Origin of the sequence: Rhodococcus sp. SORGH_AS_0303 (assembly GCF_030819335.1) — a bacterium.
Taxonomy (GTDB): Bacteria; Actinomycetota; Actinomycetes; order Mycobacteriales; family Mycobacteriaceae; genus Rhodococcoides.
Genome location: NZ_JAUTBO010000001.1, coordinates 3,195,641 through 3,211,243, shown reverse-complemented (window position 1 = coordinate 3,211,243; position 15,603 = coordinate 3,195,641). Strand labels below are relative to the sequence as shown.

Genomic DNA, 15,603 nt, shown 5'->3' with positions numbered 1-15,603 from the left:
CGTCAGAACGGTGGTGGGTCGTCGTTGTCGGCGAACTCTCGTCTACGTCGGTTTCGGGAGCGTTCGGACCGCCGCCGCGCATGCTTGTCCGCCAGGCGGGTTCTTCGCCTGGTCGGTGATGTGCGCGGGGCATCCGGTGGGGCCTGCGCCGGCTGTTCGAAGGTGATGTCGGCGAGTCCGGGGTACAGGTCGTACCCGTTGTGCGCCGGGCCCGGAATCACGCGTCCCTCGGGTGTGGCGATGGTGGAGACGACTCGTCCGGTGTCTCCGTCGAGGTACTGGTCGTCGACGAAGTCGCCGAACGTCTTCAGGTTGTGGTGAAAGCGGCACTTGGCGCCGAGGTTGACGTCGGTCGTCTGTCCACCGGCCGCGGGATCGTCGTGGTCGTACTCGGTGATGTGGTCGAGGTCGCCGGTCCAGACGGCGTTGCTGCAGCCGGGCCAGGTGCAGTACTGATCGCGGATGCGCACGAACGTGTCGAGGGCACTGGACGGGCGGTAGGGATCCGCGGGTTGCGAGGCGGGGTTGGTGGCGGCGACCGGCCTCAGAACCGCGTCGGGGCGCGCAGCGAGGTCGGCGACGTGGTCGGCGGAGATGACGCCGTGGCCCGCGAGGAAACCCGGGTTGCCCTGCTGCGCGGAGGCGGTGTCCCCGTTCACGGTGGCGGCGTCGGCGACGACGTGCACGATGACGGTGGTCAGGAGACCGTCCTCGCCGGTCCAGCCGGGAGCGTCGCAGTTGTCACGGTCACACTGGCATTCGAAGGGGGTGCGCGTGGCGAGGGCGAAGAGGGCGTCGCTGCGTCGGGCGCCGGCGCTGCGCGGGTCTTTCGGGCAGACGCGTCCGGCGAGGTCGTCGACAGCAGCGGCGACGAGGACGGCGTTCTCGGCGGGCATGGTGGCGCACTGATAAGCCATGCCGTCGGGTGCGGGGTCGATCCAGAAGCCGCGGTCGTCCTTCGCGCGAGTGCGACGCTCGCGGACGGCGTCGGGGTCGTGGCGGTAGACGATGCGGTCGACCATGTCGCGCATCCGGGCCACTGACCAGGAGCCGCGTCGCCGTAGTGCCGCCGCGATCTCGGCATCGACCAGGTGGGCATGGTCGGTGCCGTCGACGAGGTCGGTGCGGGCGATGATGGTGTGGATGTACTTCGGGGTCACGAGGCCGTCGCGGAGGCAGGCGGCAACGTCGGGCAGACGATCTCGCAGGGCCACGGCACGGGTGAGGATGCCCTCGCCTGCGCCCTGGGTGATCGACAGGACTGCGGCGATGCGGGCGGCGCAGTGAGTGGTGGCGTCGAATCGGCGGCGGTCGGCGGTGTCCAGCGGCGCGACCAGTCGGGTGTGCAGTTCCGCCGCGGCCCGGTAGCGGGTCCATTCGAGGTACGCGGCGCCGGCGGTGGCGTGGGTCAGTGCGCCGAGGACGCCGTCGACCGTGACGTCGGCGAGGTGTCCGGGTAGGCCCATGGCCTCCGGATCGCGCGTCGCCCACCCCTGTTCGAACATGTGTGCGAAGGTAGCAGCGGGCACCGACACGAACAGGCCGCCCGTAGTTCACCCGAGACTTCCTCGTGCGCGCTCCTGACGGAAACGTCGTGAATGTCGTGATGCACCGAGCGTGACAGTGACTCGTCACCGACATCCGCCGTCCGAGGTGCACGCCTGCAACGACGCGTCTTGACTGTCGGGGACAGATGTTCCCTGCAGTGAGGACTACCGCCATGCTTTCGCTCTGGATCTGGAATCAACCGTGGGTCTGGTCCTCGATCGTGTCGAACCTGACCGATCTCCTCTGACGGAGACGTCAGCCGAGGTCGATACCCGTGGCCTCCACGACCGCGCCCCACAGTGCGTCCCGTGCCTCCGGCGAGTCCCGCCGCCAGGACGGGTAGTGCGTGGGGCGCGGTCGTCTGTCGTGCCAGAACATCCCCGTGGACGCGAGTGGCAGATCGGCGGCCGCGAGCCACACGATGGTGTCGGCTCCGTCGTCGGCGGTGCGGAGGATGGGTTTCATCACCGAGCCGAACATCGGAATGGAGTCCGTGACACCGGGTGTGGCCGCCCACCCCGGGTGCATGCTGTGCACCACGGGATCGTCGGGCCCGGTGAGGCGCTCCGCCAGTTGCTCGGTGATCACCACCTGCATGCGCTTGGTGCGGGCGTAGGCGGTGAGGCCCGAGTAGTCGCCGTGAGCGAACTCGACGTCGGTGGTCTGCAGCGGCACCGGATACATGCCGCCGCTGGAGACGAACACCACGCGGGACCCCGCGTCGAACAGCTCGCGTAGCCCGACCGTGAGCGCGACGGGCCCGAGCACGTGGGTCGCGAAGGCCATCTCGTGCTTCTGTGCCGTCTCGGTGCGCTCGGGCGGCATGACGCCGGCGCAGTGCACCACCGCGTGGATCGACGTCAGCTGAGCGGTCAGTGTGGTGACCAGCGCAGCCACGGCATCGAGGTCGCTCATGTCGCACTCGTGCGCGACGAGCTCGGCGCCGGGCACGGTGTGGCGGATCTCGGTCGCGGAGGCGTCGAGCCGCCGCGCCGAACGCCCGACCAGGTGCACCCGCGCACCGAGGACGGCCAGTTGTCGGGCGGCAGCTGCGCCGAGACCCGAGCTGCCGCCGGTGACGATCACGTCGATGGGGGCGGGGAACGGGGCCGGATCGGCCGCCCAGAATCGACGACGGACGGCCGACCCGATACGGGAGTAGCCGGGCACGACCGTCCGGTCGAGCGCCTCGTCCAGCACTCCTGTCAGAAAGTTCCCCACCGCGACCACTAGGCGGGAGGACCGTCGGTGCGGTCGCTGTTCTTCTCGCCGATGGCGTCCTTGGCCTTGTCCAGCGCGCCGTCGATCTGGGAGTCGTGCCCGGCGAACTTCTTCTTGGCCGCGTCGCCCGCTTTGTCCAGTGCCTGTTCGACCTTCTCCTCGTTCTGGTCGAGCTTGCGCTTGATCTCGCCGAAGTTCACCATCGGTCGTCCTCTCGTTGATCGTGTGAGCTGCAGTTCGAGGCTACCCACTGCCGGGCGTGGAAGAATCCCGACCATGCCGCGCACCGCCGTACCCGACGCGATCCACGACATCATCGGTGCGGCACTCGCCCCGCTCCCGCCGCACCGGCGGGACACCTTCACTCTCCGTGTCGAGCGCTGGTGGCCCGATCTCCACGAGGCCGTCACCGCCCTGTACGCGGAGCCCGATGCGGTGGCGCGCACCCTCGTCGAGCGTGCGGCACACGCGTTCGCGGACCGGCCCGACGAGCTGCACCGGCTCGACGAGCGGCGTCTGCTGGAGCCGGACTGGTTCCAGCAGCCCACCATGTTCGGGTACGCCTGTTACGTCGACCGTTTCGGTGACACTCTGTCCGGTCTGGCGGATCGGCTGGACCACCTGACGGATCTCGGTGTCACCTACCTGCACCTGATGCCGCTGCTCACGCCGCGTCCGGGCGACAACGACGGCGGGTACGCGGTCATGGATTACCGCACGGTGCGGGAGGACCTCGGGACGGTCGACGATCTGCGGGCGCTCGCCACCACCCTGCGCGAGCGCGGGATCAGTCCCGTGATCGACCTGGTCCTCAATCACGTTGCCCGCGAACATGAGTGGGCGGAACTGGCGCAACAGGGCGACGCAGTCCACCGCGACTACTTCCACATCCATCCCGACAGGTCGACGCCCGACGCCTACGAGCGCACGCTGCCCGAGGTGTTCCCCGACTTCGCACCGGGGAACTTCACGTGGGACGACGGCGTCGACGGCTGGGTCTGGACGACCTTCAACGAGTGGCAGTGGGATCTGAACTGGGCCAATCCCGCGGTGCTGGTCGAGTTCGTCGACATCGTCGCCGCTCTCGCGAACCTGGGCATCGAGGTGGTCCGTCTCGACGCCATCGCCTTCCTGTGGAAGCGGCTGGGAACCAACTGTCAGAATCAGCCCGAGGTGCACGCGATCACGCAGATCCTGCGGGCGACGGCGCGCATGGCCTCGCCTGCGCTGTTGTTCAAGGCCGAGGCGATCGTCGGACCACGAGATCTGTTGCCCTACTTAGGAACCGGATCGCACACCGGTCGGGTGTCCGACATCGCTTACCACAACAGCCTCATGGTCCAGGTGTGGTCGATGCTGGCCTCGGGCAGCACCGAGCTGGCGCGCCACGCCCTGTCGACACTGCCACCGACTCCGCCGGGCGGGACGTGGGTGACGTACGTGCGGTGCCACGACGACATCGGATGGGCGATCGACGACGGCGACGCGGCCGCGATGGGTCTGTCCGGCGCCGGCCACCGACACTTCCTCGCCGACTGGTATTCCGGAGAGTTCCCGCAGTCGTGGGCGGAAGGTCTGGTGTTCCAACACAATCCGGACACCGGCGACCGTCGGATCAGCGGGACGGCGGCGGCGCTCTCGGGCCTCGGTGCGGAGCGACGGGATCCGGACGGCGCGTTCGCCCGGCTGTTCCTCGCCCACGCCCTCGTCGCGGTCTGGGGCGGGATCCCCGTGGTGTGGAGCGGGGACGAGATCGGCTCGCCGGGTGATCCCGACTGGGCGGCGGAACCCGGCCACGAGGACGACAACCGGTGGGTGCACCGACCGCGCGTGACCGACGCCGACAGGGCGCGACGCCACGAGCAGGGCTCCGACGCGCAGCGGGTGTTCGACGGCATCGCGCACATCGCCCGCGTGCGGTCGGATCTGCCCATGCTGCATGCCGAGGCGCCGGTCGACGTTCTGGGCGATCTGGACGACGGAGTGCTGGGTGTCCGCCGTCGGCACCCGAGCGGCACACTCGTCGCCCTGTTCAACGTGAGCGACACACACCGCCCGGTGGCGGTGTCCGTCCTCGGCCGCTCGGGAATCGTCGCTCCGCGGGAGGTGCTGACGGGCGTCGGGTCGGTCGACGACGACACCGTCTGGCTCCCGCCGTACGCCGCCTGGTGGGTGGTGGACGGCTAGCCGTCCCGGAACCTCGCGTCGATCCACCGCATCGCGAACGGCAGACCGGACAGCGCGCCCACGAAGTGGTCGCCGAACACGGGCCGGTACTCCACGTCCGCGCCGCGTCCGCGCCACGCGTCGACCAGGTTCAGGACGCCCTGCTCGGGGATCCACCGATCGGCGAACCGGGGCACCGCAGCACCGTGATAGAACGCCACGGGTACGACGGGCGCGTCCGCCCCCGGAGTGTTCGCCTCGATGACGGCGCGCGCGGTGGCGGACTCGAACACGCCCGGGTCCACGGACAGCCGTTCCAGTCGCAACCGCGCCAGCCCGGACAAGGCCAGCGGGACGACGGACAGGTCCTTGATCATCGACGCGAGAACGATGCCGGTGGGGCTGAACTGCTCGACCAGGGCTGGGTGTTCGCGAGCCATGCCGATGATCGCCGCCCCGAAGAGGCCGGCTCCGAGGGTGCCGTTCATGGTCCCGCGCAGCAAGCCGACGTCGACCGGTGATCCTCCGGCCACGGCGCCGCGCAGGACGAGCTCGGGCGCGTAGGAGGGGTGCAGTTGCGCGGCCCAGGCCGTCGCGATGGCACCGCCGCTGTAGCCGTAGAGGGCGGTCGGGCTCGTCGCGTAGGACGGGTCGAGCGCGACGAGTCCGCGGATGCTGTCGAGCACGGCGTGCCCTGCCATGGTCCCCTCGGCGTAGGCCATACGCGGTCCCTGATGGTCCGGGATCAGCACCGCGTACCCGCGCTGAAGCCAGAGCGGAACCACCGTGGGGAAGTCCTGGCCGACGCCGTGGACGATGCGATACGACGGTGTCGACCGGGTGCCGAGCGAGTCGATCGCGACGTTGTGCACGACCACGGGCCGGGTACCCGACCCGCGCCACGGCCTCCTCGGTTCCATCAGCGTGGCGGTGACGGGCACCGAACGACCGAGAGCGTCGGTGGAGCCGACCATGAACTGGCGCAGGCGGGTTCGTGGTCGCGGGAACCATCCCGTCGCATCGCGGTGGCGCACGAGGACACCCGGTGACAGGTCGTGATCAGGCGTGTCGAAGAAGGAGTCGCCGGCGATGGGGGTCGGCAGGATGGCCGCGTGTGGATCCGCCGCCATCTCCGGTGTGATCCGCCCCGCGATCAGTCGATTCATGCTGCGCGACAGCGCCATGGTTCCCCCCGTTCGGGTCACCGTACTGCCTCGGGCAGCGGCCGTGGCAAGAATCTCCTCGAGTCCAACGGTGTCGGCCGACGGCGCCGACGTGCAGTCTCGTCTCCCGTGACGACGACACACGACCGAGTGACCGACGGCCCGGCGACCGACGAGGCCCTCCGCGCCCGCTTCCAGCCCGTCTTCGACCGCATCGCCGAGGGCGCGGTGGCCCGCGAGAAGGACAGACGGCTCGCCCACGACGAGATCGCGCTGCTGCGCGAGGCCGGCTTCGGCGCACTGCGCGTGCCGGTCGAGCACGGTGGCTACGGCGCCTCGGTGACGCAGTTGTTCTCGCTGCTGGTCGATCTCGCGGCCGCCGAGTCGAATCTGCCGCAGGCGCTGCGCGTGCACTGGAGCTTCGTCGAGGACCAGGTGGCGGCAGAACCGGGACCCGACCGCGACGCGTGGCTGCGGGCGATCGCCGACGGCACTCTCGTCGGCAACGCGATCACCGAGCCGGGTGTCGGGGCGGTGGACCACTACCGCACGACGGTCACGCGCGGCCCGGACGGTCTGCGTCTGAACGGCGAGAAGTTCTACAGCACGGGCAGTCTCTACTCCGACCACATCCTGGTCGCTGCCGACCTCGACGGCGAGCGGGTGTCCGTGCTCGTCGACTCGGACGCTCCCGGCGTCGTGCAGCGTGACGACTGGGACGGCTTCGGGCAGCGGCTCACCGTCAGCGGCACCACCACGTTCACCGACGTCGCCGTCGACGAGTCGCGCCTGCTCGGACCGGGGTACGGCGCACCCGGACGCACGTACGCGACGTCGTACCTGCAGCTGGTCCAGCTCGCGGTCCTGGCCGGCATCGCGCGCCGCGCCGCCGACGACGTCACCGCGTGGGTCCGCGCCCGCACCCGCAGCTACACCCACGCCGCCGCCGACCTGCCGCGACACGATCCGGTGGTGCAGCAGCTCATCGGGCGGCTCGAAGCTGCCGCCTGGTCCTCCCGCGCCCTGGTCCTGTCGGCGGCCGCGGACGTCGAGAGCGCCGTCGAGGTGGGCGACGACGCATCGCTCGACCGGGCCGAGCTGAGCACGTCGCACGCCCAGGCCGTGGTCGTCGACCTCGTGCTGGACGCGACGACGCAGTTGTTCGAGGTCGGCGGAGCATCGATCGTGTCGGAGACCCTGGCCCTCGACCGGCACTGGCGCAACGCGCGCACCATCTCCGTGCACAACCCGGTGCTCTACAAATTGCGCTCGGTGGGTGCTCACGTGCTCAACGGCGATGACCTGCCCTACGCCTGGTCGGCGGGGAACAAGACGAGCATCGCGGCGCCCGCTACGGGCAGGGGATAGCGTCACGGGCATGACACACGCCGGTGGCACCGACCCGAAGCCCTACTCAACGGGGGAGCGGGTGTTCGGTCCGCCCAACGGCACATTCGACGCGGACTGGGCGGCGACGGCCCTGCGCTCGAACCGGCCGGAACTCGACCACGCGACGTCGGTACGTCTGGTGGAGAAGGCCTGGGACCTGCTGCGCTCGCAGGGGCTGCGCGGCAGCGAACTCGCCGATGCCCTGGATCTCGAGCCCGGGCTGGCGTCCGCGGTGTCCGACGTGGCGACCGAGACCGCGCGCTTCTACCTCGACCGGTGACCGCTACCCGGTGGTCGGCCGAGCGCAGTGCCGAGGACTCGCACGCCTACGTCGCCCGCTTCCGGGAACTGGAGGCGTCGGGCGCGGACATGCACGGGGAGGCCCGCTTCGTCGACGCCGTGCTGCCCCGAGCCGCGCGTGTCCTCGACGCAGGATGCGGAACCGGACGACTGGGCGCGGAACTCGCGCGGCGCGGACACACGGTGACCGCCGTGGATCTCGACTCGGTCCTGGTCGAGGAGGCGCGTCGACAGCACGGCATCACGGTGGTGGAGGGCGACCTGGCGACCATGGATCTGGAGCCGCAGTCGTTCGACGCGATCGTGGCCGCCGGCAACGTCATGGTCTTCCTCGCCCCGGGCACCGAGTCGACGGTGCTCCGGCGCTGGCACGACGCGGTGGTCCCGGGCGGGGTGGTGATCCTGGGGTTCGCGACGGACCGCGAGTACACCGCCGACCGGGCCGAACGAGACGTCCGGGACGCCGGCTTCACGGCCGTGCAGCGCTTCTCCACCTGGTCGGTGGCACCGTGGCGCGAGGGTGCGGAATGGGTTGTCCTGACCGGGTACCGACAAGCGGGAAGTCTCTCGGGCATCGGCACGCCTGGCTAGAATTCGGACATGACACGACCCACGATCGACATGGACTACACGGTTCTCGACTGTCCCGATCCGGTGGCGCTCGGGCGTTTCTACACCGCTCTGCTGGGGTGGAAGGTGGTGCAGGACGATCCCGACTGGACCGTGATCGAGGGCACCGGCGGCTCGCGTCTGGCCTTCCAGAAGGCGCCCGACTTCGTCCCGCTGTACTGGCCCCGGGAGGGCATCCGCATCCACCTCGATCTCGTGGTCGACGACATGGAGGCGGCGCAGGCCTTCGCTGTGGAGCAGGGTGCCCGCGTGCTGGACGACGACGGCGAACACCCGGGTTTCCGCGTGTTGCAGGATCCCGTCGGTCACCTCTTCTGCCTGTGCAGGCGCGACTGACAGCTGCGCCCTACCATCACCCCATGACCACCGACAGGGTCCACGAGTTCGTGATCGAACGTTCCGTCCTCGTCGACGCTCCGGCGTCGACCGTGCACGGTTTCGTCGACGATCTGCACCGGTGGACGTCCTGGTCGCCGTGGGAGGGCAGCGACCCCGATCTGTCCCGCACCTACAGTGGCTCGGAGTCCGGGGTCGGGGCGTCCTACGCCTGGTCCGGTAATCGCAAGGCCGGCGCCGGGTCGATGACCATCGTGGATTCGACGGACGATCGTGTCGTGCTCGATCTGCTGTTCACGAAACCGTTCAAGGCCACGAACGTGACCATCTTCCTGCTGTCGCCGGCAGGAAGCGGCACCGAGGTGACGTGGCGGATGACGGGACAGCAGAACCTCGTCGCGCGTCTCGTCGGCAGGATCGTGCCGATGGACAGGTTCATCGGCAGGGACTTCGAGAAGGGACTCGCCGCGCTGAAGTTGCAGGCGGAGCAGCAGGACCGTTGACGTGACCGGTCGGCTCACGGCCACCGACGCCCGCATGTACTGGCTGTCGCGGCGCCTGCCGAGCGACCAGTTCCTGCTCTACGCGTTCGACGGTGTGCTCGACGACCCGGACGCCGTCGCCACGGCACTCGTGCGTCGGGCGCGTGTGGTGGACGGGCTGTCGGTCCGTCTTCGCGAGACGCGGTGGACGGCCGACTACCCCTACTGGGTGCCCACGGGGGTGACCCGCGACCGGGTCCGCGTCCACGCCGGCGGGACGTGGCAGGACTGCCTCGGCCGGGTGGCGGAGACCTTCGGGGATCAGGTCGAGCCGCGCCGCGAGCCGTGGCGCGTGCATCTGTACCCGTGCGTCGACGGGGTGCCCGGCACGACGGGGTCGGCGACGGTGCTCGTCCTGCAGATCGCGCACGCTCTCGGGGACGGCGGGCGGGTGTCGGCGCTGGCTCGCGCGTTGCTGTCGGACGAGCCGTCAGCGGCGGTGCGCACGGTGGTGGTGCCGGCGCCCCTCGCGGTCGCGCGTGGTGCCGTCGAGCTTCCCGCACGGGTGATCGGCATGGTGCGTCGGGCACGTGAGGCGGTGGTGGCCGATCGTCGGCGCACGGCCGACACGGCGGCCGGCGTCATCCCCGGCCCGCCGCTTCCCCGAGCGCCGACGCTGCTGTCCCGCCCGGCAGGCGGAACCACCCGCATCCGGTGCGTGGTGTGCCCGGCGTCGGACCTCCGCACCGACACCGTCAGTGTCACCGTGGCCGCGCTCGTCGTGGTGTCGGACGCGATGAGTCGGCATCTCGCGTCCCTGGGCGAGCCGGTTCCGGACGACCTCGGGGCCGAGGTCATGATCGCCATACCGGGGGATAGTCGAACCACCGCTGCTGCCAACGCTTTTCACAACGCGGGGGTGGATCTGCACCCGTCCGTGCAGGATCTCCGCGCTCGGGCACGGGCGATCGACGACTCCCTGCGAGATCGGCGAAGACGGCTGGAACACCCCGCGTTCGGGGTCGGCGATCGTGCGACGGAGACCGTTCCCGCGGTGATCGTCCGGCGCGACGTCGACCGCGCCGACCTGTCGGTGGCGCCGACGACGGTGGCGGGTCACACGGTGGTCTCCAGTGTGAACCGAGGCGTCGCCGACCTCACGCTGAGCGGTCGGCCCGTCGTGCTGAGCGCCGGGTTCCCGGCCCTCTCGCCGACGGTCGGCATCACGCACGGAGTGCACGGCATCGGCGACGTGGTGACCCTCTCGATCGTGACGAGCGACGACGTCATGGACGCCGACGCGTACACCGACTGCCTGCGGGAGGCCGTCGATCGAGTGCGGGAAGCGCTCAGGTGACCCGCCTACGCTGCTGACATGGCACTGTCCACGTCGGTACGACCCAGCCCCGTCTTCCTCGCGGTCGTCGCCGTCGCCGTGATCGGCGGAGTTCTGGCCTGGAACTCGACCAGGCCGGGCGACGTCCTGTCGTACGCCGGTGTCTTCGTCCTCGTCATCGGTGGATGGGTGGTGTCCCTGTGTCTCCACGAGTTCGCCCACGCGGTGACGGCCTGGCGCTTCGGTGATCACGACACCGCCGCGCGCGGCTATCTCACGCTGAACCCCCTGAAGTACACGGTGCCCGGACTGTCGATCGTGCTGCCGCTGATCTTCGTCGCGCTGGGCGGGATCGGTCTGCCGGGCGGCGCCGTGTGGCTGAACACCAGCGGTATGACCAGGCGGCAGCGGACGACGGTGTCCCTGGCCGGCCCGTTCGCCAATCTCGTTCTCGCGGTGATCCTTCTGACGATCGTCGCGGTGTGGGCCCCGGGCAGCGAGCACGCCTCCTTCTGGTTCGGCATGAGCTTCCTCGCCTTCCTGCAGGTGGTCGCCGTGGTGCTGAACCTGATCCCGATGCCGGGCCTGGACGGTTTCGGGGCGATCGAGCCCTACCTGTCGCCCGGTGCGCGGCGGTCGTTCGCGCAGATCGGGCCCTACGGGGTTCTCATCGTGGTGGCCCTGCTGTTCGTGCCGCAGGTCAACCGCGTCTTCTTCGACGCGGTGTACTCCCTGTACGAGCTGTCCGGCGTCCCCGCGGGGTGGGCCCAGAGCGGCGGCGTGCTCACGCGGTTCTGGACGCAATGGTACTGATCGCTGGGGACGAGGGGACTCACGGGACTAGCGGGGTCCCTGAGGTCTGTGGTGCAATAGCGCCGGAAATCGTGAGAATTTACCAGCCCGGGCCGTCATGTCGAGGAAGGCGCGCCGGGCGAATCGAGAGGTAGACCCCAGTGCACGTGTCGCGTCGTCAATTGTTCCGCTATGCCGCCGCCGGTTCCGTCGCGGTCGGGGTCACCGGTGTCGCCGCTCGTGGCGTCGCCTCTGCCGCGCCCGCAGCACCCGCAGCGTTGGGCACGATCGTCGACTACTCCGGGGGAGTGCCGTCTGCCTCCGCCATCGCCGCCGCCGGCCATCTGGGCGCCATCCGCTACGTCTCGGACCGTCGACCCGGTGCCGCCTGGATGACGGGCAAGCCGATGACCGCCGCCGAGGCGGACGAGCTCACCGCGGCCGGTCTCCAGGTGGTGTCGTGCTACCAGTTCGGCAAGGGGGCGACGGCCGACTGGCGTGGCGGATTCGCCGCCGGCGTGAAGCACGCGACGCGCGGCCTCGAATTGCACACGGAGGCAGGCGGACCGGCGGACCGGCCCATCTACGCGTCGATCGACGACAACCCGACCGCGGTCGAGTTCGCCGCGATGATCGCGCCGTACCTGCTCGGCTGGCAGTCGGTGGTCGGGGCCGAGAACACGGGCGTGTACGCCAACTCGCCGACCATCGACCTCGCGGCGGCAGCGGGACTCGGTGCCTGGTACTGGCAGCACAACTGGGGGACGCCGAAGGGCTACGTGAACCCGGCTGCCCACCTGCATCAGATCGAGATCGACAAGCGAGCGATCGACGGAGTGGGTGTGGACGTCAACACCGTGCTGCGCGAGGACTACGGGCAGTGGAGCCTGTCCGCGTAACGCGGCGGCGACCTCGCACGACACACCTGTCACAGCAGTCACACCTACGGAGAGGCACCACCATGGAGTTCATCGACTACCTGTACGCGATCGCCGGAGCGATCTACACCCAGATCTCGACCGCGTTCGGTTCCTGAACACCGTTCTCGTCCCGATCGTCAGACGACGAAGGCACCGATGGTCGGCAGGAAGCTGCACGTGATGCCGGCCTCGGTGCTGATCGACCCGGAGACGGCGGCCAGGACGCGACCGGTCCCGGTGTCCGCGAGTGCCGAGAGCGTGGCCGGGCCGTCGGGGTTGATCCCCGCGGCACCCGTGAGCACGGTCGCTCCGGTGCGACCCGTGTCGACGTTGACCCAGTTCGCCGTCAGCGGCGCTGCCTGCACGTCGGCGAGCGGTGCGGTGCCGAGTGCCGTGAAGACGAAGCCGGCCTGACCGGCTGCGGGTCCGGGAGGCGGCAACTGTGCCGGGCCGGGTACCGCGAGCGCGCTCGCGACGGAGTCGGCCGTGGCCGAGATGCAGCCCTTGCCGACGGTGGGGTAGAAGAACTGCGAGATGACCGGGCCGTTCTGGGGGATCTCGGGGCCGCCACCACCGCTGCCGTCGAGGAACGTGATGATGCTGGTGAGGATGCGCTTCGCCTGGTCCGACAGCGGGGCCGTGGCCAGCAGCGCCTTCGCGCGCACCAGCAGATCGCTCTGCGGCGACGCTGCGTCGCGCTCCGCGGCGTCGAGCAGGGTGGGGGCCAGGGCGGCCAGTGCCTCGTAGCCCGGCACCACCGGAACCTCGGCGGGCAGCGGCAGGACGGGGGCGGGTGCTGCGCCTGCCGCAGCGGGTGCGACGAAGGCGCAGGCGGCGGCGACGGCCACTCCGCTCAGAACACGTCGCGCTGCGGCGCGCGTTCCCGTTGTCCCGATGTCCCGCATGATGTCCCCGTTTCTCCTCCGGCCGCCTCGAACCGTTCCGAGGCGACCCACGATGCACTATCTGCCCGTCACCGCCGTGCGAGGCAGTCGGGCGCGGGGTCACTCTATGTACACGGAGTGACGGTTGTACAGCAGCTCACCGGTCGATCGACCCGTGTCGCTCGCTCCGATTCGAACGGTAGTCTGTTAATGGAGTGTCTGGTGTTGTCAGAGTGAACAGTGATGCGATCGTTACTGCTGTGAGCCGTGTCGCGTGACAACGCGGCGGCCCCGTGGTGCAGAAGAGTCACGTCGCACGGTGCGGGTAGGCTGCGCTCTGGCTTCGACCCCCGTCGATCGGAAGAACACTCGTGAGTGAAGTACGGCGATCGGCCGGGCGCACGTTGCTGGCAGCAGCACCGGCCCTGTTCGTGATCTCGCTGATCCTGCGTGTGGTGTGGACCGTCGCCACCCCCAACGGCAGCAACTGGGTCGATCTCCACGTGTACGTCGACGGTTCGGCCCGCCTGTTCAGCGGCGACCTCTACGACTTCACCTACTCGGAGGAGACTCCCGACTTCCCCCTGCCCTTCACGTACCCACCGTTCGCCGCGCTCGTGTTCTATCCGCTGCATTTCCCGCCGTTCCCGGTGGTGGGCGCTGCCTGGATGATCGCCACGATCGCCGCGCTGTACGCGGTGGTCCGGCTCGCACAGGGCATGGTCGGGTCGGGCCTCTGGTCCGGACACCGGGCGGCGTTGCTCTGGACGACGGTGGGCCTGTGGACCGAGTCGATGCGCACCACCCTGGACTACGGCCAGGTCAACGTGTTCCTGGTTCTGCTGGCGATGCTCGCGGCCCGCAGCGCCCGCTGGTGGCTGTCGGGTGCCCTGGTCGGCGTCGCGGCAGGCGTCAAGCTCACCCCCGCCATCACCGGCCTCTACTTCCTGGCGCAGCGTCGGTGGGCGGCCGCCGCGTTCTCCGCCGTCGCCTTCGCGGCGACGGTCGCGATCAGCTTCCTGCTCGTGGGGTCCGCCGCGACGACGTACTTCACCACCCTGCTGGGCGACGCGGACCGGATCGGTCCCGTCGGCTCGGTGTGGAACCAGTCCCTGCGCGGAGCGCTGTCACGCGTGGCCGGGCAGGACGTCGGCCAGGGGCCGGTGTGGCTGGTCGCGGCGGCCGTGGTGCTGGCCGCGGCATTCCTGGCCTGGCGGACGCTGGCACGCGACGATCGCCTGGGGACGCTCGTCGTCGTCTCGTTCGTGGGCCTGATGATCTCGCCGATCTCCTGGTCCCACCACTGGGTCTGGGTGGTGCCCATGTCGATCTGGCTGATGCACGGTCCGTTGTCGGGTGCGCCGGGAGCGCGCGTGCTCGCGGGGTACTGGCTCGTGGTCACCCTGATCGGCGTGCCGTGGATCCTCAGCTTCGAACAACCGTCCATCTGGGACATCTCGCGCCCGTGGCCACTCGCTCTGGCGGGATCGGTCTACGCCGTCGGCACCCTGGCACTGTTCGTCTGGATCGCGGTGGTGGGCCGCCGCGTCACCTCGCCAGGCGGTCGATCGCGGCCGCGAGCAGGACGTCCTTCCCGGTGAGTCCACCCGCGGAGTGCGTCGACAGCCGGTAGGTCACCGACCGCCATCGGACGTCGATGTCCGGATGATGGTCCGCCGATTCTGCCTCCTCCGCGACGCGCCGGACGAGGTCGATCGCCTCGAGGAAGCTCGCCGACTCGACGGTGCGGACCAGGGTGTCCCCGTCTCGCTGCCAGTCGGTCAGGCGGGTGAGTGCGTCGTCGATCTCCGTGTCGTTCAGCAAGTCGGCCATACTGCGATGGTGCCAGTTCCCGAGCCCGCGCTGGTGGTCGCGGGCGCCCTCGTCGAGAACGGGCGCCTGCTGCTCGCGCGTCGCGCCTTCCCACCGGAACTGGCGGGACTCTGGGAACTGCCCGGCGGCAAGGTCGACCCCGGCGAGACCCCCGAGGACGCACTGGTCCGGGAACTGCGCGAGGAACTGGGTATCGAGGTGACCGTCGGCGAGCCCGTCGGTGTCGACGTCGCACTCTCGGCGTCGCTGACACTGCGCGCCTACGCGGTCACACGGTTCTCCGGGACGGCGACGGCGCTCGAGCACGAAGCCCTCCGCTGGGTCGACGCGGCGGATCTGCACGGAGTCGATCTGGTGCCGGCGGACGCCGCGTGGCTGCCGGATCTCGCGGCGCTGCTGTAGTCAGGCCGCGCGGGCTTTCTTCAGACCCTTCTTCAGGTCCTTGCCCGTGACACCTGCTCGTTCCAGTTTCTTCATCCGCATGATCACCACCGGACACGTCAGACAGCGAGTCTTGCTGCGGCAGCAATTCTTCTTGGCCTTGCCGCGAGCGACCTTCGATGCCGAGGACATCGGGTGAGGGTACCCTGAGGTGGAGCCCGT

18 protein-coding genes are annotated in these 15,603 nt (G+C 69.8%); 11 read left to right on the top strand and 7 right to left on the bottom strand.

Going from position 1 to position 15,603, the window contains the following annotated elements; genetic code table 11:
* Positions 1-2: 2 nt before the first annotated feature.
* The 3 genes from QE449_RS15060 to QE449_RS15050 all read right to left on the bottom strand — a co-directional run bounded on the left by QE449_RS15060 (position 3) and on the right by QE449_RS15050 (position 2,972).
* Positions 3-1,505 carry a DUF222 domain-containing protein gene (locus QE449_RS15060; RefSeq protein WP_027503901.1) on the bottom strand — a complete coding sequence of 501 codons (1,503 nt, stop codon included), beginning with the start codon at positions 1,503-1,505 and terminating at the stop codon, positions 3-5.
* Between the two features lie 298 nt (positions 1,506-1,803).
* Positions 1,804-2,769, bottom strand: a complete 966-nt coding sequence (locus tag QE449_RS15055) for an SDR family NAD(P)-dependent oxidoreductase (RefSeq protein WP_231476100.1) — start codon at positions 2,767-2,769, stop codon at positions 1,804-1,806.
* An 8-nt stretch (positions 2,770-2,777) separates the two neighbouring features.
* Complete coding sequence (locus QE449_RS15050) at positions 2,778-2,972, bottom strand: antitoxin (RefSeq protein WP_037183861.1); 195 nt, start codon at positions 2,970-2,972, stop codon at positions 2,778-2,780.
* Between the two features lie 73 nt (positions 2,973-3,045).
* Here QE449_RS15050 and QE449_RS15045 point away from each other — a divergent pair, with 73 nt between their 5' ends.
* A complete protein-coding gene (locus QE449_RS15045) occupies positions 3,046-4,956 on the top strand; it encodes an alpha-amylase family protein (RefSeq protein ID WP_051612929.1) in 1,911 nt (636 codons plus the stop codon).
* On the opposite strand, the gene QE449_RS15040 is transcribed toward QE449_RS15045, so the two are convergent.
* Entirely contained in the window at positions 4,953-6,119 is a 1,167-nt protein-coding gene (locus tag QE449_RS15040) for a lipase family protein (RefSeq protein WP_307109066.1), read from the bottom strand. The genes QE449_RS15045 and QE449_RS15040 overlap by 4 nt on opposite strands.
* 108 nt (positions 6,120-6,227) lie before the next feature.
* On the opposite strand from QE449_RS15040, the gene QE449_RS15035 reads away from it, so the two are divergent.
* The 8 genes from QE449_RS15035 to QE449_RS15000 all read left to right on the top strand — a co-directional run bounded on the left by QE449_RS15035 (position 6,228) and on the right by QE449_RS15000 (position 12,262).
* On the top strand, positions 6,228-7,466 hold the full coding sequence (locus tag QE449_RS15035) for an acyl-CoA dehydrogenase family protein (RefSeq protein WP_051612928.1): 1,239 nt from the start codon (positions 6,228-6,230) through the stop codon (positions 7,464-7,466).
* A 10-nt stretch (positions 7,467-7,476) separates the two neighbouring features.
* Positions 7,477-7,767, top strand: coding sequence for a hypothetical protein (locus QE449_RS15030; protein WP_027503896.1), 291 nt, complete (start codon positions 7,477-7,479; stop codon positions 7,765-7,767).
* Positions 7,764-8,378, top strand: coding sequence for a bifunctional 2-polyprenyl-6-hydroxyphenol methylase/3-demethylubiquinol 3-O-methyltransferase UbiG (locus QE449_RS15025; protein WP_027503895.1), 615 nt, complete (start codon positions 7,764-7,766; stop codon positions 8,376-8,378). The genes QE449_RS15030 and QE449_RS15025 overlap by 4 nt, the downstream gene beginning before the upstream one ends.
* Positions 8,379-8,387: 9 nt before the next feature.
* Positions 8,388-8,753 (top strand): VOC family protein, encoded by a 366-nt coding sequence (locus QE449_RS15020; RefSeq protein WP_027503894.1) that lies wholly within the window; start codon positions 8,388-8,390, stop codon positions 8,751-8,753.
* A gap of 23 nt (positions 8,754-8,776) precedes the next feature.
* Complete coding sequence (locus QE449_RS15015; protein WP_027503893.1) at positions 8,777-9,256, top strand: SRPBCC family protein; 480 nt, start codon at positions 8,777-8,779, stop codon at positions 9,254-9,256.
* Position 9,257: 1 nt separating this feature from the next.
* A complete protein-coding gene (locus QE449_RS15010) occupies positions 9,258-10,592 on the top strand; it encodes a wax ester/triacylglycerol synthase domain-containing protein (protein WP_307109065.1) in 1,335 nt (444 codons plus the stop codon).
* 18 nt (positions 10,593-10,610) lie between these two features.
* Entirely contained in the window at positions 10,611-11,384 is a 774-nt protein-coding gene (locus tag QE449_RS15005) for a site-2 protease family protein (protein WP_222650262.1), read from the top strand.
* A 140-nt stretch (positions 11,385-11,524) separates the two neighbouring features.
* Complete coding sequence (locus QE449_RS15000; protein ID WP_307109064.1) at positions 11,525-12,262, top strand: DUF1906 domain-containing protein; 738 nt, start codon at positions 11,525-11,527, stop codon at positions 12,260-12,262.
* Positions 12,263-12,420: 158 nt separating this feature from the next.
* Here the strand turns inward: QE449_RS15000 and QE449_RS14995 are convergent, their stop codons facing one another.
* Positions 12,421-13,188 (bottom strand): hypothetical protein, encoded by a 768-nt coding sequence (locus QE449_RS14995; RefSeq protein ID WP_155956892.1) that lies wholly within the window; start codon positions 13,186-13,188, stop codon positions 12,421-12,423.
* A gap of 350 nt (positions 13,189-13,538) precedes the next feature.
* Here QE449_RS14995 and QE449_RS14990 point away from each other — a divergent pair, with 350 nt between their 5' ends.
* Positions 13,539-14,768 carry a mannosyltransferase gene (locus QE449_RS14990; protein WP_307109063.1) on the top strand — a complete coding sequence of 410 codons (1,230 nt, stop codon included), beginning with the start codon at positions 13,539-13,541 and terminating at the stop codon, positions 14,766-14,768.
* On the opposite strand, the gene QE449_RS14985 is transcribed toward QE449_RS14990, so the two are convergent.
* The gene (locus QE449_RS14985) at positions 14,716-15,000 is read right to left on the bottom strand and encodes a 4a-hydroxytetrahydrobiopterin dehydratase (protein ID WP_027503888.1); all 285 of its coding nucleotides are present in this window, start codon (positions 14,998-15,000) and stop codon (positions 14,716-14,718) included. The genes QE449_RS14990 and QE449_RS14985 overlap by 53 nt on opposite strands.
* Positions 15,001-15,009: 9 nt before the next feature.
* On the opposite strand from QE449_RS14985, the gene QE449_RS14980 reads away from it, so the two are divergent.
* The gene (locus tag QE449_RS14980; protein WP_269320087.1) at positions 15,010-15,402 is read left to right on the top strand and encodes a (deoxy)nucleoside triphosphate pyrophosphohydrolase; all 393 of its coding nucleotides are present in this window, start codon (positions 15,010-15,012) and stop codon (positions 15,400-15,402) included.
* On the opposite strand, the gene QE449_RS14975 is transcribed toward QE449_RS14980, so the two are convergent.
* Positions 15,403-15,573, bottom strand: a complete 171-nt coding sequence (locus QE449_RS14975) for a hypothetical protein (RefSeq protein ID WP_307109062.1) — start codon at positions 15,571-15,573, stop codon at positions 15,403-15,405. It lies immediately after the preceding gene.
* Between the last annotated feature and the right edge of the window lie 30 nt (positions 15,574-15,603).